Here is a 15494-nt window from a genome sequence, read left to right as displayed (position 1 = left end):
TCTACTGGCGGCGCCCGGTGTGCAGGTAGAGGTCGCGCAGCAGACAGACCTCGGACAGGTGATGGATCAGTTCGCGGTGGATGTGCAGCACCAGGTCGGCCATCGGAGCCTCGGGGAAGGGCTCCTTCGGTCCGATCGGGACGCGGAGTCCGTCCTCCCCGAGACCGCGTACTCCGGCCAGCCAGGCGTCGAGCTGGCGCTCGAGCTGGTCGAGAGCGGTGGCCGCGTCACCGGCGTACTCCCAGGTCTCGTACGACGCGGCGGGGGCGCCGAAGTGGGCCGCGTTGCGCACGGCCAGCACGCCGACGATGACGTGACCGAGTCGCCAGGCGATCGTGGTGAACGGCGAGGGCACCGGCGTCGGGAAGGCGTAGTCGATCGTGAAGTCCCCGGCCCCGGCCTGCATCGGTGCCATCGAGCTGCCGCGCGGCCGCACGCTCCAGGTGTCCGGCGCCGGCTCCCAGAAGTACTCGTCGTCGGTGAGGCCGTGGAGCCGGTCGCGCAGCTGACGGTTCCAGTGCGCCTCCCACTGCTCGCGCAGCGTCCCGTTCCAGTCGAGCTGGTCTATGTCCATGCCGTCACCCTGGCACAGCCGGCGGACAGAATCGGTCCGCTATTTCTGGCAGGCTGAACGACATGGGCGCGGCGGGCGGCGAGGAGCGGGGCACGACGGAACGGGTGCTCACCCTGCTCGGACTGCTGCAGCAACGCCAGGTCTGGACCGGTCCCGAGCTCGCCGACCGGCTCGGGGTCACACCGCGCACGGTGCGACGCGACGTCGAGCGCCTGCGCGCGCTCGGCTATCCCGTGCATGCCTGTCAAGGAGTCGGCGGCGGCTACCGCCTCGGCCCCGGGCAGGACCTGCCGCCCCTGCTCCTCGACGACGAGGAAGCGATCGTCACCGCGGTCTCGCTGCTGCTGGGCGCGGGTGGCGCGGTCGCGGGCGCGGGCGACGCCGCACTCCGGGCGCTGGCCAAGCTGGACCGGGTCCTGCCCACCCGGTTGCGGCACGAAGTGCACGCCCTCTCCGGCGCGGTGGAGTCCTTCGGCGCAGGGCGCACGCCGGTCGATCCCGATGTCCTCATGGCCCTGGCCAGAGCCTGCCGCGACGAGGTCGAGGCGACGTTCGGCTACCCCGCCGGGAGCGCGGTGCGACGGCGTCGGGTCGAGCCCTACCGTCTGGTCGCCTCGGAGCGGCGCTGGTATCTGCTGGCCTTCGACCTCGATCGCGACGACTGGCGCAGCTTCCGCGTCGACCGGATGACCGACGTGTCGGCACGCACGTGGCGCTTCCGTCCGCGCGCCGCGCCCGAAGCGGTGGCGTACGTGCAGGAAGGTGTAGCGAGCCGGGTGTATCCGAAGCGGGCCCGGTTCCTGGTGCACGCCTCCGCCGACACGGTGCGCGCGCAGATCCCGGCCTCGGCGGCCGTCGTACGACCGCGCGGCAGCGACCGGTGCGAGGTCCGCAGCGGCGCCGGCGACAGCCTCGACTTCGTACTCATGCACATGGCGCTGCTGGGGCACGACTTCGAGATACTCGAGCCTCCCGAACTCGGGGCACGAAGCCGCGCGCTGGCGCGGAGACTGCTGTCGGCCGGGGCGACGATCGCACCGACGCCGGACATCGAGGAGTCGTGAGGCCACGCGCGCTACCGTCGGGCGCGCATGCGGCTCGGCACCGGAACGTGCGGGTGTCCCGCGCGCGGCCCGGCTGATGCCGTCCGGCGCCGACGCCTGCCGCGGGTTGGAGGCGATACATGCTGCCGACGCCCCGTCCACTGCCAGGAAGATCATGATGCAACCGGTGTCGAGGCTCCCGTCCAGTGCGTGCAGGTAGGCGTGCACCGGACCCAGCATGAGCGCGAAAGACGGTGCGTAACAGAAGATTCCCGCGCCGATCGACTCGAAACGAGTACGAAGCATGGTCCCCTGCTCTCCGCTTCGGTCGGCGACAATGGTCGTGTTGTGCGGCGCGACTACGCTATCGCGGGTGGTGCGTGCGCCTACCCGGTCAGCCCGACCATGCTCGCGCTGACATCACACAGCTGCTGTCCGAGCGCGTCGTCCTGCGCCAGACGCGACGGGGTCTTGATGCGGTTCTTCTGGAAGTAGCAGCCGCTGACCGTGGCGACTCCGGGATCGGTGGCCAGGTACGTCAGCGCTCGGGCGCCCTCCTCGGCGGAGATCATGAACAATCGCTTGGCCAGCGCGACGAACGGTTGCGCGAACCACGGCATGGAATCCCAGATGCCGGTTGCCACGGCACCGGGATGGAACGCGTTGACGGTCACTCCGGTGCCCTCCAGGCGCCGCGCCAGCGCCCGGGCGTAGAGGACATTCGCCAGCTTGGAGCGGCTGTACGCCTTCTCTCCCGAATATCCATGCCGGAACTCGAGATCCGTGAGATCCATGGTGGCGCCGTATTGCATCACCGACGCGGTGAACACGATGCGGGACGGGGCGCTACGCACCAGCAGATCCGTCAGCAGTTCGGTGAGCAGGAAACCCCCGAGATGGTTGACCGCGAACGTGGCCTCGATGCCGTCCACGGTCTCCGTCCGGGTCTCGTGGTAGCCGCCCGCGTTGTTGGCCAGCACATCCAACCGGTCGTATCCGGCCAGCACCTCCTTCGCCAGCTGCCGGACCGACGACTGAGACGCGAAATCGCACTCCAGTGTGTCGACGCCCGCCGCCCCTGCGCGCCGCACCAGCTCCGCCGCCTCGGCGAGCTTGCGCGGAGCGCGCCCGGCCAAGACGAGCCGGTGGCCCTGCGCCGCCAGCTGTCGAGCCGATTCGAGACCGATACCCGATGTCGCCCCCGTGATCAGGATTGTCTGCACAGCCGGACACCCTGCCACAGAAGTTTCCTCACAGATTGCTGACACGAGCCACCCGCGCCGGGTTTTCGCGGCGCGGGCGAACATACCCGCCCCTACGGCGTGCGCCGGCCTCGGCGGTAAACCGGAGCCGCGGACACTCGTCCTGGGCCTGGCGACCGTCGGGCCACCCGCGCCGACCGCCGCCCAGCCAACTGGCACCCGCCGACCGGGCGGCAGAGGGAATCCTGCCGACGTCATGGCGGCCTGCCCGGCACAGGAGCTGCACTGCCGGCATGGGAGCGGCGGATCGCCCGCCGGCGTGGTCGGACACCGATCCGGATGCCGGTTCCACTGCGGCCCGGGCGCCGAGGTCGGCCGGGCGCCGATGCGGGTGCGTGAACCGGGCGGTGACTGTGCCATGCGGGACTGCCGCCGGGCCGGGGCGGTCGTCCGGCCCACCGCCATCGGCAAACACGGTGCGGTACAGCCCTTCCGGAATGCGTTACTGTCCTGCGGTCCCGTGCGCCGGAGATCCGGCTGCTCGTGGGCGGTCATGTCGTACTCCGGAATCGAGGCAAGCGAATGAACCACAAGCTCTGGTTGCTCGGACGGTCGGTCACGGTCGGTGCTCACATCATCGGCGAGAAGATGTTTCGGCCGAGGCCGCGGGGCGCCGAGGACGTCCCGGTGTCCGGTGAGACGCTGACCCCGCAGTGGCTGACGGCCGTCCTGTGCCGCGATGTCCCGGAGGCGGAGGTGCTCTCGTTCGAAACCTCGAACGGCAGCCGCGGAACATCCACCAGGGTCGCGATACGCGTCGACTACAACGACGCGGGCCAGCGGGCGGGCTTGCCGACGGACCTCTTCGCGAAGACGACGACAGCCTTCTCGCAGCGCATCCTGCTCGGCGGGGGAAAGATGATCGACGGCGAGACCCGCTTCTTCCGAGACTTCCGTCCCCAGGCCGATATCGAAGCTCCGATCGGTTACTGGGGCGCGGCCGACCAGGGATCGTGGCGATCGATCGCCTTGATGGAAGACATCGTCGCGACCCGTGGCGCACAGTTCATCGAGCCGACCGCTCCGGTCGCTCGGGATCAGATCGAAGATCTGGTGCGCAATCTCGCCCGGCTTCATCGCACCTTCTGGAGTCACCCGTCGATCGCGGATCTCAAGTCCACGACCGAGGCGCTCCAGGCATACCTCGCCGCCATCGATATGAAGAAGCGGTGCGAAGTCGGGCTGCGCCGTGCGGAAGAGGTGGTGCCCGAGTCCTTGCACGGTCGAGCGGACAGGCTGTGGGCCGGTGTCGAGCGGGCGATCGACAAGGCGACGAACGAGCTGCCCCAGACGCTGCTGCACGGTGACCCGCACATCGGGCAAACGTATCGAACCGCGACCGGCCGGATGGGATTCGTCGACTGGCAGGTGGTGATGCGCGGCGGTTGGGCGCACGATTTCGCCTACACCGTCAACTCGGGTTGCGAGCCGGAGGACCGGCGCGCGTGGGATCGCGAGCTGCTGGCGGCCTACTTGGACGAACTCGGAACCCTCGACGGTCGTGCGCCGTCGTTCGACGAGGCATGGCTGGCGTACCGGCAACAATCCATGTTCGCCTACGCGGCTTGGGCTTTCACGATCGGCAGGGCGGTGTATCAACCCGAGATGCAGCCGGTGGAGACCTGCCTGACGTTGTTGAGACGAATCACGACGGCCATCGACGATCATGATTCACTGCAGGCCCTCGGCGTCTGACGCCGACGGCGCCCCTGCCATCGTGGCGTCGCGGCCGGGTGAGTCCGGCCGCGCGCCGCGAAACTTGTTTGCCGATGCGCTGTCGATCCCGGTCCACGCTCGCTATACCATCGACCGGTTCCGGCGCAGCCCGGCAGCTCGCTTCCGTCCAGTGTCTCGGCGGGAAGCGGTATTTCAGCAGTAGATAGCGCAGCACCGACAGTTTGGAGTTCGCTCTTTTGAGTACGCCGCAATCTGACGCTCCGACTCGGTCGTGCCCGGTCCTCCACGGCGCGCCGACCGATTCCGACGACCCGCGGGTGCCCATGTACTCGCCCGAGTTCGCGGCCGACCCGCACCGCGCGTATCGCGAGATGCGCAAGCGTTACGGGTCTTTGGCCCCGGTGGAGCTCTCGCCCGGCGTACCGGCCACCTTGGTGATCGGCTACGCCACCGCGGTGCGGATCCTCAACGATCCCGAGCACTTCCCCGCCGACCCGCGCGCCTGGCAGAAGAACGTTCCCGCGGACTGCCCCATCCTCCCCCTGCTGGAGTGGCGGCCCATGGCCAGTCGCAGCACCGGGACCGACTTCACCCGTTATCGATCGGCTATCACCGCGAGCATCGATGAGGTCGACCTGTACGCCCTGCACAACATCGTGGAGGGACTCGCCATCCCGCTGATCAACTCGTTCTGCCGAGACGGGTCCGCCGAGCTGATCCGCCAGTATGTGTTCCCGCTGGTGTTCGAAGTGGTGAACTATCTGCTCGGCTGCCCGCCGGAGATCGGGGCGCAGGTCGCCGCCGGCACGGCCGCCCTCCTCGAGGGTGTCGACGCCGAGAAGGGCAATCAGATGCTGGGGGAGGCGCTGATGAGCCTGGTGGCGCTCAAGCGTGCCGAACCCCAGCACGACATCACCTCGGCACTGCTCCGTCATCCCGCTCGGCTGGACGACGTCGAGGCGTCGCACCACGTGTCTCAGGTCTACGGCACCGGGATCGAGTTCCAGCTGAATCTGGTCACCAACACTCTGCTGCTGATCCTCACCGACGAGCGCTTCGGCGACAGCATCCTCGGCGGAAACCTGTCGTCGCGCGACGCCATCGATTCGGTGTTGTTCGACGACCCGCCTTTGGCGAACCTGCTGATCACCTACCCTCGCCACCCGATCCTGATCGACGACGTGTGGCTGCCCGCCCACCAGCCCGTCGTCATCAGCATGGCCGCGTGCAACAACGATCCCGCGATCCGCACCGGCGACCTGACCGGCAACCGATCCCACCTCGCCTGGGGCCTCGGCCCGCACGCCTGCCCGGCGCGGCCGCTGGCCTATCTCATCGCGCAAGAGGCCATCGACCAGCTCCTCGACGCGCTGCCGGAAATCGAACTGAACCTGCCGAACCGGACACCCGACTGGCGGCCGGGCCCCTTCCACCGGGCACTGACCGAGTTGCCGGTCACCTTCCCACCGACAGCTCCCCTGAATATCTGACGACTGCGCAGCGGTGCGGGGCCCGGCAACCCCGGGGCCACTCCGGCCGATGGCCTCGCGCCGCTCACGGATGCGGTACCCGGCCGACCCGCGGGGCGGGATCCGCTCTCCCCCGTGACCAGCGTCATCCGGGGCACCGCACCCTGCGCGGCCTCCGCTCGGTTCCGATCCCGGAGGTATTGTTCGAGTCTGTGAACACTCGGAGGTTGCGGATTCTCTGCTATTTGTGTGGGGTGGTGGGGTGACCAATACTTCCGGAGACGCGTATCCCCTCGCGGACACGATGACCACCACGGTCGCGGCGCACGACGGCGCGACGGTGCTGACGGTGGCCGGCGAGGTCGATCTGGCGACAGCCCCCGCGCTGGAGAACGCGATCGATGCCATCCTCAGCGGCAAGCCCGCGGCGCTGATCATCGACCTCACCTCGGTCAGCTTCCTCGCCTCGGCGGGCATGGCGACGCTTGTGGCGGCCCACCAGCGCGCGGGCTCGACCACCGCGATCGCCGTCGTGGCCGAGGGCCCGGCGACCAGCAGGCAGCTGAAGATGACCAGCCTCGATCAGGTGTTCGCGCTGCATTCGACGCTCGATGCCGCGCTGGCGGCGCTCCGCCAGAGATGACCCGTGCCGCTGCCGCCGTCGCACCCGACGACGGCGGCAGCGCCCTTTCTCAGACCAGTTCGCGCAGCTGTTCGATCAGCTTGATGCGCTCGGCGGCGGTGGCCGCCATCGGCACCACGTTCAGGACCGTGACGCCTGCCTCCCTGAAGGCCGCGATCCGCTCCTTGACGTAGCCGGCCGGGCCGACCAGGGAGATGTCCCGGACCAGCTGGTCGGGGACCGCCTTGGTCGCGGCCTCCTTCTCCCCTGCCAGGTACAGCTCCTGGATGCGGTCGGCCTCGGCGCCGTAGCCGTACTTCGTGGCCAGCGTGTGGTAGAAGTTCTTTCCCTTGGCGCCCATGCCGCCGATGTACAGCGCCAGATGCGGCTTCACGAACTCCAGCAGCGGTTCGACGTTGTCCCCGATGGCCAGCGCCGGGCCCGCGTACACGTCCAGGTCGCCGAGCGCGGGATCACGCTTGGCGAGCCCGGCGGTGAGCGAGTCCGCCCACACGTCGTTCGCCTTCTCGGGCAGGAAGAAGATCGGCTGCCAGCCCTCCGCGATCTCGGCGGCCAGTTCCACGTTCTTCGGGCCGAGCGCGGCCAGCAGCACCGGGATCCGCTCGCGCACCGGGTGGTTGATCAGCTTGAGCGGCTTGCCCAGGCCGGTGCCCCGCCCGGCGGGCAGCGGGATCTGGTAGTACTTGCCCTGGTATTCCAGCCGCTCGCGCCGCCAGACCTTCCGGCAGATCTCCACCAGTTCCCGGGTGCGGCCGATCGGCGCGTCGTAGGGCACGCCGTGGAAACCCTCGATCACCCGCGGGCCAGACGCGCCCAGCCCGAGCACGTAGCGGCCGTCGGAGACGAAGTCCAGGCCCGCCGCGGTCATGGCGGTCAGGCTCGGAGTGCGCGTGTAGAGCTGCAGGATGCCGGAGGCCAGCTGCAGGCGCGTGGTCTTGGCGGCCAGATAACCGAGCGCGCTCACCGCGTCGAACGAGTACGCCTCGGGCACGAACACGATGTCCAGGCCCGCCCGCTCGAGGTCGGCGACTTCGGCCGCCGCCTCTTTGAAGCCCCCCGAGTAGTTGATGCTCAATCCGATCCGCATGGCACTCAACATAACGGCGGGTAGCCCCCGGCCGTGCACCGGCCGGGGGGAACGCCCGGCAAGGCGTGGGCGCGACCGCGCGGGCGGCGTCACGGGGTAGCGTCTACTGCGAGTCCGTCCTCGCCGTAGAACGAAAGGCAATACGCTCGTGTCGCAGATCAGCTCGTCGTCCACGGATACTGCGCCGTCCTTCGGCGAGGCCGCCCTAGCGCAGTACCTGAGCGATCTGGCCGCCAAGATTCCAGCACCCGGCGGCGGCGCGGTGGCCGCCCTGCACGCCGCGCAGGCCGCCGCCCTGGTCGCGATGGTGGCGCGCTACACCACCCGCGCCAAGGACGCCGAGAACCGGCCGGCGATCGACCGGATCATCGAGGCCGCCGACGCCGCCCGCGAGCGCGCTCTCGCACTGGCCGCCGCCGACGCCGCGGCGTTCACGGCCGTCGGCGCCGCCTACAAGCTGCCCAAGGACACGCCGGAGGACCTCGCCGCCCGGACCACGGCGATCAATGCCGCATTGGTCGAGGCCGCCCGGGTGCCCGCCGCGGTCGTCGACGAGGCGGACGAGGTGCTGTCGCTGGCCACGGAGCTGTTCCCGATCGGGAATCCGAACGTCGTCACCGACATCGGCGCGGCCGCCGACGCCTGCCGCGCCGCCGCGACCACCTCGCAGCTCAATATCGAGATCAATGTGGCCTCGCTGCCCGCCGCCGAGGGCGACCGGTTCGCCGCGGTCCTGGTGCGGATCGACGGACTCGCCGCGCGAGCGGACGCTCTGCACGCCGACGTGGTGCACGCCGTCCGGGGATGACCGCGCCCGCCCCGCGCGCGGATCGGCGCGTTTCAGGCGGGCGGATCCCAGGCAACCAGCACGATCTTGCCGCGCACCCGCCCCGATTCGCCGAGTTCGTGCGCCTTCGCCGCGTCCGAGAGCGGCAGTATCCGATCGATCGTCACGCGTAGCAGGCCGCGCTCGACCATCGTGGTGATCTCCCGCAGTGACGTCCCGGACGGCTCGACATAGAACCGCTCGTAACGCGGGTCGGCTTCCGCGTCCGAGCCCTGGGTGTCGATCAGGCGGCCGTCGGGGCGCAACACCGCGAGCGAGCGGGAGCCGTACGCACCGCCGACCAGGTCGAGCACGAGATCCACCTCGCGCACCGCGGCGCCGAAATCCGCCGCGGTGTAGTCGATGACCTCGTCGGCCCCGAGTTCGCGCAGGTATTCGTGGTTGACCGCGCGCGCGGTTCCGATCACGTATGCCCCGCGATGCCGGGCTATCTGCACAGCGAGATGCCCGACGCCCCCCGCGGCCGCATGCACCAGCACCCGCTGCCCGGCGCCGAGCGCGGCCAGCGACTGCCACGCGGTCAGCGCCGCCGTCGGCAGCGCCGCGGCGTGGACGAGGTCGACGTTCCCCGGCTTCGGCGCCAGCGTGTGCGCCTGCGCCACCACGTATTCCGCGTTCGCACCGCCGAAGACCATGCCGTACACCGGGTCACCGACAGCGAACCGGCCCACGCCGGGACCGACTTCCTCGATGACACCCGACACGTCGAGTCCGAGCGTCAGCGGTGGGTGGCCGAGCTCCCGGAGCAGTCCGGCGCGCACCTTCCAGTCGGCCGCGTTGACGCTGGTCGCGGCGACCCGCACCAGCACCTCGCCCGGGCCGGGCCGGGGGCGATCGACCTCGGTCACTTCGAGCACTTCCGGGCCACCGAACGCGTTTTGCGTGATTGCGAGCATGGACCGATTCTGGCCAATACTGGTACCTTTCGGAAAGAAGGCACCTTTTCGATACTGAGGTTCCCGATGGATACTGCTGCTGACCAGCCCTGGCCCTGCCTGGTCGAGAACTACCTGCACCATTGCCCGGCCCGGGAGGTGCTCACCCTGCTCGCCGACAAATGGGTGATCCTGGTGCTCAGCGTCCTGCGCGGCAACGGCGGTCCGATCCGGTTCAACGAGTTGCGCCGCCGCCTCGACGGCATCACCCAGAAGATGCTCACCCGGACACTGCGCGACCTGGAGCGCGAGGGCTTGGTACGCCGCGCGGTCTACCCCACGGTGCCGCCGCGGGTGGAGTACTCGGTCACCGACCTGGGCGCGAGCATCGGTGCGATCACGCACGCCATGGGCGTCTGGGCCGTCGAGCACCAGGATCGAATCATCGCCGCGCGAGCGGAATTCGACGCGCGCGCGGCGGCCGTACCGGAGCCGCTGCCCGCCGAACCGCCTCGCTGACCGAATTGTCCGGCTGCGCCCGGCGGCTCGACCGAGTGGAGCGTCCCCGTTTCGGCCGGATTCGGCGGGGTATGCGATCAATGGTGGGCGTGTCCCTGATCACAACCGGACCGCGGACCGGTTCCGTCCGGGTGGCCGAGTTGATCATGGGAGCCTAGACTGTTCCTTGCCTACCACACCATTTCGAAGGGGTGGACGCCATGAGGAGCGCCATTCGGTACCTGTTCCTCGCGACCGTGATCGTGGCCTTGGCCGCGTTCGGGTCGGGCGCGGCGGCAGCAACGATGATCGAAAAGCCATCGACGCCTCCGGTGGCGTCGATCGGACCGTCGAACGGCCAGGTGGTGGGCGTGGCTCATCCCGTGACCATTCGTTTCACCGCACCTGTCACGGATCGCGCCCAGACGGAACAATCCATCGACATCAGAACGACCCGGCCGTTGCCGGGCACATTCGCGTGGACCGACGACCGCGAGGCGGTGTGGACGCCGTCCGGGTTCCTGCCCGCCGACGCCACCATCCTCGTCTCGGTCGGTGGCGCGCGCACGGAATTCCGCACCAACGCGGGCGTTTTCGGTGAGGCGAATATGTCTGCGCACACGTTCACGCTGACCGTCGGCGGCACCGTCGTCCGGACGATGCCGGCCTCGATGGGCAAGCCGGGATACGAAACGCCGACCGGCACCTATCCGGTGCTGGAGAAGTTCCGTTCCGTCGTGTTCGACTCACGCACCATCGGCATCCCGCTGAGCTCGCCCGAGGGCTACATCATCAACGGCGAGTTCGCCGAACGGCTCACGTGGGGCGGTGTTTTCATCCACTCGGCCCCGTGGTCGGTGGACCAGCAGGGTTATGCGAATGTCAGCCACGGCTGCATCAATCTCGCTCCCGACGACGCCGAATGGGTCTATCACACGATCGGCGTCGGCGACCCGGTCGTCACGCATTGGTGAGCAGGGCCCTCCTGCGGGTAGCGTCGGGAGACGTACCCGAGGGGAAGGCCGTCGTTGCGCGAGTTTCCGATCCCACCGCCGCGTGACGCGGAAGCGGCCGAGTTTCAGGACCTTTGGGGATCCTGGGCGTTCGTCACTCCCGGCGATGTCGGCGAGATCCTCGGCGACATCGACGCTCCGTGGTGGATCGCGGGCGGCTGGGCGATCGACGCGTGGACCGGGACCAGGCGCGAGCACAGTGACGTCGACGCGTCGATCTTCCGCGCCGATCTGCCCGCTCTGCGCGCCGCGGTGCGCGGTCGCCTGCATATCTGGTCGGCGGGCTCGGACGGCATCCGCCCCGTCGACGACAGCTTCCCCGACGTGCCCGAAAGCGCCGACGGGGTCTGGCTGCGGGCGAACGCCCGCTCCCCGTGGCTGCTCGATATCCTGCTGAATCCCGATCAGCACGGACAGTGGGTCAACCGGCGCGATCGTGCCATGGTCGCGCCGCTCGACAAGGTGACCTGGATCGCCGGCGACGGTATCCGCTACCTGAATCCGGAACTGGTGCTGATCTTCAAGGCCAAGCAGGGCAGGCCGAAAGACCGCGTGGACCTCGAGCGAACCTGGCCGGAGTTGAACGCCGCCCAGCGAGCGGCGGTGCGGAAATACGTGTCCGAGCACTATCCCGAGCACGAATGGCTCGCGATGCTGGAGTGATGCCGCACTGACGGTACTCGAGCGGTAACGAGTTCCGAGGTTCGACGAGCCGAGCGCACGACAGCGCGGCGCGTCACACGTGTGCCGGATCGACGCGCCGACCGGCGTTCCGTGGGCTGCTCGACGGCTCGATTGCGCACGGGGCTGGGCGTTCCCGCGTCGTGGCGATGCGGTTAATCTGACGGGGACCTGACGAAGGGTGGGGCGATGGATCGACCGGAGATGAGCGCACGACCCGGGTATGACCGGGGCGATCCGTACGGCGCCGGAGGGCCGGGGCAGGCGCCTGCGGGTGAGGAGTACCGCGGTGAGTGGGCGGCGTGGGTGGACCGGCAGCCTGCCGGGGCATCGCCCGACGACCCCGTCCGCACCCCGGAGCCCGAGCCGGGCGAGTACGAGGATCAGTTCGCGGGACTGATCGATCGCTCCCCCGCGCCGCGCGCGAAGCGACGGTGGGCGGTACCTCTACTGGGTACGCTCGGCGTCCTCGCGCTGGGCTTCGCCGCCTTCCTGCAGTTCGGTATCGGCGGCTCCGACCAGCAAGCCTCCGCACCTGCCCGGTCCGCTCCGGCCGCCACCCCCGCGGCACCGGTCGCACAGTGCCCGGCCGAACGGATCGGCAACCGGATCCAGGGCAATGGCGCGGGCGGTTTCGATTCCGGCCCGGCGGTGATCTTCGCCTTCCAGCACGCCTACTACGTGGACCGGTCCGGCGCGCAGGTCCGTGCCACCACGACCGCGGATGCCGCCGTCCAGGCCGCCGACGCCATCCAGCGCGGCATCGACAGCATCCCCTCTGGCACCACACATTGCGTGGCGATCACGCCCGGCGCGTTCGCGGGCCAGTACCTCGTGGTGGTCACCGAGCATCGGCCCGGTCAGCAACCGGTCACCTACAACCCGCAGATCGTCACCACCACCGAGGACGGCGGCCGCACGCTCATCAGCGCCATCGCCCGCGGGTGAGGCGGCTCTTCGCAGGCGGCTGCGAAGAGCGCCCGATCAGTCCGATTCGGCGGCGGTGACGACGTGGCGCATGAGCAGGGCCGTGGTGACCGGGCCCACGCCGCCGGGGACCGGGCTGAGCCCAGCGGCCTTGCCGCGCACCGAGTCCGCCTCGACGTCGCCGACGATCTTGCCGTCGGAGGCCTCGTTGGTGCCGACGTCGATGACCACCGCGCCCTCCCGGACATGCTTGCCGGAGATCAGGCCGATGCGGCCCGCCGCGGCCACGACGATGTCCGCGGCGGCGGTGACGGCGGCGAGGTCGGCGGTGCGGGAATGGCACACGGTGACGGTCGCGTCCTTCGCCAGCAGCAGCTGGGCGAGCGGCTTGCCCACGACATTCGAGCGGCCGACGACCGCGACGTGGCGGCCGGACAGCGGGATCCCATGATGTTCGAGCAGTTCGACCACGGCCTCGGAGGTGGCGGGCACGAAACCGTCGAGCCCGGCCGCCAGCAGGCCGAGCGACAACGGGCTGACGCCGTCGACGTCCTTGGACGCGACGATCGCCGAACTCACGTCGTCGAGCGTGACGCCCGCCGGGAGGGGCGTCTGCAGCATGATCGCGTCGGTCGCCGGATCCGCGCCGCGCGCGGTGAGCTCGTCGCGAATCTCCGCCACACTCGCTTCCGGGCCGAGATCGACCGTGTCGCAAGCGATGCCGAGCCGTTCGGCCGCTTTGCGGAGCGAGTTCACATACCAGGCGCTCGCCGGGTCGTCGTTCGCCACGACCAAGGCAAGGCGCGGAGCGGTTCCGCCGTCGGTGAGCGCGGCGGCGCGGGCCTTGGTGTCGGCGTTGATGGCGGCGGCGAGTTCCTTGCCGGACAGCGAAACGGTATCCACGTTGACACAGCCTAACGGGCGCGGCCGCAGGCACTGCGCGCCAGCCCGCATCGAATCGCGCGCGGGTGAAGCAACCCGTCCGCGAATTGCCGGGTGGCCGGGAAATTCGGCCGTATCGTAATCACTGCTTGCCCCAGCTAACTGCTAGCACGTGCCAACCCGTTCCACAGCGGAAAGGTGACGACTGTAGTGATGATCTCGAGGCATTGGAAACTTCTCGTCGCGGCGTCGTTCGCCGCGTTCTCGCTCACCGGACTGGCCGGCGTCCCCGCGCACGCCGCGCCGGAAACGGACGCTCTGTACAACTCGGCGCAGCGCCACTTCGCCAACGGCGACGACGCCGCGGGCCGCGCCGACCTGCGCAATTTGATCGGCGCCGACCCCGCGGACGCCGAAGCGCTGGCCCTGCAGGCGATCTGGTCGGACTACGCCGGTGATCTGCCCGCGCTGGTGGACGCCATGGCGCGGCTGCACGCGGTCGATCCGGGCCTGGCGCAGGGCACCGACAACGTGCTCGGCGCCATCCGCGCCGCGGTGGGCACTTTGCCGAACCCGCTGCCCGCGCTGGCGGGGCCGCAGACGGGCATCGTCGTGCTCGGCTACGGCCTGCTCCCGGATGGGGCGCTGCGCCCCGAACTGGTGAACCGGCTCACCGCGGCCTGGTTGCAGTCGATCGCCGCGCCGCTGTCGCCGATCATCGTCACCGGCGGGAATCCGCAGAACGGCATTACCGAAGCCGAGGCCATGCGCGACTGGCTGGTCGCCCACGCCGTGCCGCCCACGCGTATCCACGTGGAGAGCGGCGCGGGCTCGACGGTGCAGAACGCCCTGTTCAGCACCCGACTGTTGCGCGATGTGGGTGCGACGAGCGCGGTCGTGGTCACCTCTCCCAACCACATCCGCCGTGCGGTCGCCGATTTCATCGTCGCGGGCACCAGGGTCGTCGGCGCGACGACCTCGCTCGAGCAGCTGGTCTCGCAGCTGCCGCCGCCCGGCCGAGCGGGTCTGCGCGGCATCTATCTCGACGCCACCCGCACCTTCCAGCTCAGCACGGCGCGCTGAGCCCGGCCGGGACCGGCCCGCACGACGCCGGTCCCGGCCGCCGGGAAATCGGTTGGCGGCCTCCGTCACGCGCACGGCAGGATGGCACGGTGACCCCACCCGCAAGCCCCGATGTGGTGGCCCGGCTCCGCGCGGCGGGCTGCGTGTTCGCCGAGGACGAGGCGCGGCTGCTCGCGGCCGCCGCCGCGGAGACCGGCGTGGCCCTCGAATCGCTCGTCGCCCAGCGCGTAGCCGGTAGCCCGCTGGAGCACGTGCTCGGCTGGGCGGAGTTCCACGGGCTACGGGTCGCGGTGTCCCCCGGCGTGTTCGTGCCGCGGCAGCGCACCGTATTCCTCGTCGACTCGGCGGTCGAATTGATTCGCGAACGCTCCGGTCATCCGGTGGTGGTCGACCTGTGTTGCGGGTCGGGCGCACTCGGTCTGGCGGCGGCGCGGACCGCCGCAGGCGAAGGTCGCGCGGTCACACTGGCGGCCGCCGACATCGACCCGATCGCGGTGGAGTGCGCCCGCCGCAACCTCACCCCGCTGGGCGCGCCGGTCTACGAAGGGGATCTCTTCGAGCCCCTGCCGGACGAATTGCGCGGCTGCATCGACATCCTGCTCTGCAACACCCCCTACGTGCCCTCGGAGATGATCGCGCGGATGCCGCCGGAGGCCCGCGATCACGAACCACGCGTCGCGCTCGACGGCGGCCCGGACGGCTTGGACGTCTTCCGTCGGGTCGCGGCCGAGGCGGCCGACTGGCTGTCCCCGGGTGGGCACCTGCTCGTCGAGGCCGGCGAGGACCAGGCTCCGATCGCGCTCGCCGTCCTGGCGGAGCACGGTCTCGCGGGCCGGGTCGCGTCGTCCGAAGAGCACTACGCCACCGTGGTCATCGGCACCCGGCCACGCTGATGCCGGCCCACCGCGTCGCGGCTCGGCCGCGACCGGGATG

Annotated in this window: 16 protein-coding genes; 11 read left to right on the top strand and 5 right to left on the bottom strand. The window is 70.0% G+C overall.

The window, feature by feature from the left end:
* Position 1 precedes the first annotated feature (1 nt).
* A complete protein-coding gene (locus NNI01S_RS05140; protein WP_063017984.1) occupies positions 2–574 on the bottom strand; it encodes a DinB family protein in 573 nt (190 codons plus the stop codon).
* A 62-nt stretch (positions 575–636) separates the two neighbouring features.
* Between NNI01S_RS05140 and NNI01S_RS05135 the strand changes: the two genes are divergently transcribed.
* Positions 637–1638: a helix-turn-helix transcriptional regulator gene (locus NNI01S_RS05135; RefSeq protein WP_063017980.1), complete on the top strand. Its 1002-nt coding sequence runs from the start codon at positions 637–639 to the stop codon at positions 1636–1638.
* A gap of 365 nt (positions 1639–2003) precedes the next feature.
* Here NNI01S_RS05135 and NNI01S_RS05130 read toward each other — a convergent pair whose 3' ends face one another.
* Positions 2004–2840: an SDR family oxidoreductase gene (locus tag NNI01S_RS05130; RefSeq protein ID WP_063017978.1), complete on the bottom strand. Its 837-nt coding sequence runs from the start codon at positions 2838–2840 to the stop codon at positions 2004–2006.
* A 561-nt stretch (positions 2841–3401) separates the two neighbouring features.
* On the opposite strand from NNI01S_RS05130, the gene NNI01S_RS05125 reads away from it, so the two are divergent.
* From NNI01S_RS05125 to NNI01S_RS05115, 3 genes are all read left to right on the top strand, one after another.
* Positions 3402–4574 carry an aminoglycoside phosphotransferase family protein gene (locus NNI01S_RS05125; protein WP_063017976.1) on the top strand — a complete coding sequence of 391 codons (1173 nt, stop codon included), beginning with the start codon at positions 3402–3404 and terminating at the stop codon, positions 4572–4574.
* Between the two features lie 305 nt (positions 4575–4879).
* The gene (locus NNI01S_RS05120; protein ID WP_245675977.1) at positions 4880–6046 is read left to right on the top strand and encodes a cytochrome P450 family protein; all 1167 of its coding nucleotides are present in this window, start codon (positions 4880–4882) and stop codon (positions 6044–6046) included.
* A gap of 283 nt (positions 6047–6329) precedes the next feature.
* Positions 6330–6668: an STAS domain-containing protein gene (locus NNI01S_RS05115; RefSeq protein WP_063017971.1), complete on the top strand. Its 339-nt coding sequence runs from the start codon at positions 6330–6332 to the stop codon at positions 6666–6668.
* Between the two features lie 49 nt (positions 6669–6717).
* Here the strand turns inward: NNI01S_RS05115 and NNI01S_RS05110 are convergent, their stop codons facing one another.
* Entirely contained in the window at positions 6718–7755 is a 1038-nt protein-coding gene (locus tag NNI01S_RS05110; protein ID WP_063018712.1) for an LLM class F420-dependent oxidoreductase, read from the bottom strand.
* Between the two features lie 148 nt (positions 7756–7903).
* Between NNI01S_RS05110 and NNI01S_RS05105 the strand changes: the two genes are divergently transcribed.
* Positions 7904–8563 (top strand): cyclodeaminase/cyclohydrolase family protein, encoded by a 660-nt coding sequence (locus NNI01S_RS05105; protein WP_084488494.1) that lies wholly within the window; start codon positions 7904–7906, stop codon positions 8561–8563.
* Positions 8564–8595: 32 nt separating this feature from the next.
* On the opposite strand, the gene NNI01S_RS05100 is transcribed toward NNI01S_RS05105, so the two are convergent.
* Positions 8596–9498: an NADP-dependent oxidoreductase gene (locus NNI01S_RS05100; RefSeq protein WP_063017969.1), complete on the bottom strand. Its 903-nt coding sequence runs from the start codon at positions 9496–9498 to the stop codon at positions 8596–8598.
* Between the two features lie 66 nt (positions 9499–9564).
* On the opposite strand from NNI01S_RS05100, the gene NNI01S_RS05095 reads away from it, so the two are divergent.
* The 4 genes from NNI01S_RS05095 to NNI01S_RS05080 all read left to right on the top strand — a co-directional run bounded on the left by NNI01S_RS05095 (position 9565) and on the right by NNI01S_RS05080 (position 12617).
* On the top strand, positions 9565–9996 hold the full coding sequence (locus NNI01S_RS05095) for a winged helix-turn-helix transcriptional regulator (RefSeq protein WP_063017967.1): 432 nt from the start codon (positions 9565–9567) through the stop codon (positions 9994–9996).
* A 200-nt stretch (positions 9997–10196) separates the two neighbouring features.
* Positions 10197–10949 carry a L,D-transpeptidase gene (locus tag NNI01S_RS05090; protein WP_063017966.1) on the top strand — a complete coding sequence of 251 codons (753 nt, stop codon included), beginning with the start codon at positions 10197–10199 and terminating at the stop codon, positions 10947–10949.
* Between the two features lie 54 nt (positions 10950–11003).
* Complete coding sequence (locus tag NNI01S_RS05085) at positions 11004–11651, top strand: nucleotidyltransferase domain-containing protein (RefSeq protein WP_063017964.1); 648 nt, start codon at positions 11004–11006, stop codon at positions 11649–11651.
* Positions 11652–11873: 222 nt separating this feature from the next.
* Positions 11874–12617, top strand: coding sequence for a DUF8176 domain-containing protein (locus NNI01S_RS05080; RefSeq protein WP_063017962.1), 744 nt, complete (start codon positions 11874–11876; stop codon positions 12615–12617).
* 36 nt (positions 12618–12653) lie between these two features.
* Here NNI01S_RS05080 and NNI01S_RS05075 read toward each other — a convergent pair whose 3' ends face one another.
* A complete protein-coding gene (locus NNI01S_RS05075) occupies positions 12654–13499 on the bottom strand; it encodes a bifunctional 5,10-methylenetetrahydrofolate dehydrogenase/5,10-methenyltetrahydrofolate cyclohydrolase (protein ID WP_063017960.1) in 846 nt (281 codons plus the stop codon).
* A gap of 192 nt (positions 13500–13691) precedes the next feature.
* Between NNI01S_RS05075 and NNI01S_RS05070 the strand changes: the two genes are divergently transcribed.
* Positions 13692–14561: a YdcF family protein gene (locus NNI01S_RS05070; protein ID WP_084488492.1), complete on the top strand. Its 870-nt coding sequence runs from the start codon at positions 13692–13694 to the stop codon at positions 14559–14561.
* 89 nt (positions 14562–14650) lie between these two features.
* Positions 14651–15454 carry a putative protein N(5)-glutamine methyltransferase gene (locus NNI01S_RS05065; protein ID WP_063017956.1) on the top strand — a complete coding sequence of 268 codons (804 nt, stop codon included), beginning with the start codon at positions 14651–14653 and terminating at the stop codon, positions 15452–15454.
* The last annotated feature ends 40 nt before the right edge of the window (positions 15455–15494 follow it).

It is taken from the genome of Nocardia niwae NBRC 108934 = DSM 45340 (assembly GCF_001613465.1).
GTDB lineage: Bacteria > Actinomycetota > Actinomycetes > Mycobacteriales > Mycobacteriaceae > Nocardia > Nocardia niwae.
Note: the sequence above shows the minus strand (reverse complement) of the source record. Positions and strands in the feature narration are given on the sequence as shown.

Coding starts and splice junctions, on each gene's coding strand:
- NNI01S_RS05090 (WP_063017966.1), top strand. CDS start 10,197: ATGAGGAGCGCCATTCGGTACCTGTTCCTCGCGACCGTGATCGTGGCC.
- NNI01S_RS05140 (WP_063017984.1), bottom strand. CDS start 574: ATGGACATAGACCAGCTCGACTGGAACGGGACGCTGCGCGAGCAGTGG.
- NNI01S_RS05110 (WP_063018712.1), bottom strand. CDS start 7,755: ATGCGGATCGGATTGAGCATCAACTACTCGGGGGGCTTCAAAGAGGCG.
- NNI01S_RS05135 (WP_063017980.1), top strand. CDS start 637: ATGGGCGCGGCGGGCGGCGAGGAGCGGGGCACGACGGAACGGGTGCTC.
- NNI01S_RS05125 (WP_063017976.1), top strand. CDS start 3,402: ATGAACCACAAGCTCTGGTTGCTCGGACGGTCGGTCACGGTCGGTGCT.
- NNI01S_RS05120 (WP_245675977.1), top strand. CDS start 4,880: ATGTACTCGCCCGAGTTCGCGGCCGACCCGCACCGCGCGTATCGCGAG.
- NNI01S_RS05095 (WP_063017967.1), top strand. CDS start 9,565: ATGGATACTGCTGCTGACCAGCCCTGGCCCTGCCTGGTCGAGAACTAC.
- NNI01S_RS05080 (WP_063017962.1), top strand. CDS start 11,874: ATGAGCGCACGACCCGGGTATGACCGGGGCGATCCGTACGGCGCCGGA.
- NNI01S_RS05070 (WP_084488492.1), top strand. CDS start 13,692: ATGATCTCGAGGCATTGGAAACTTCTCGTCGCGGCGTCGTTCGCCGCG.
- NNI01S_RS05115 (WP_063017971.1), top strand. CDS start 6,330: ATGACCACCACGGTCGCGGCGCACGACGGCGCGACGGTGCTGACGGTG.
- NNI01S_RS05100 (WP_063017969.1), bottom strand. CDS start 9,498: ATGCTCGCAATCACGCAAAACGCGTTCGGTGGCCCGGAAGTGCTCGAA.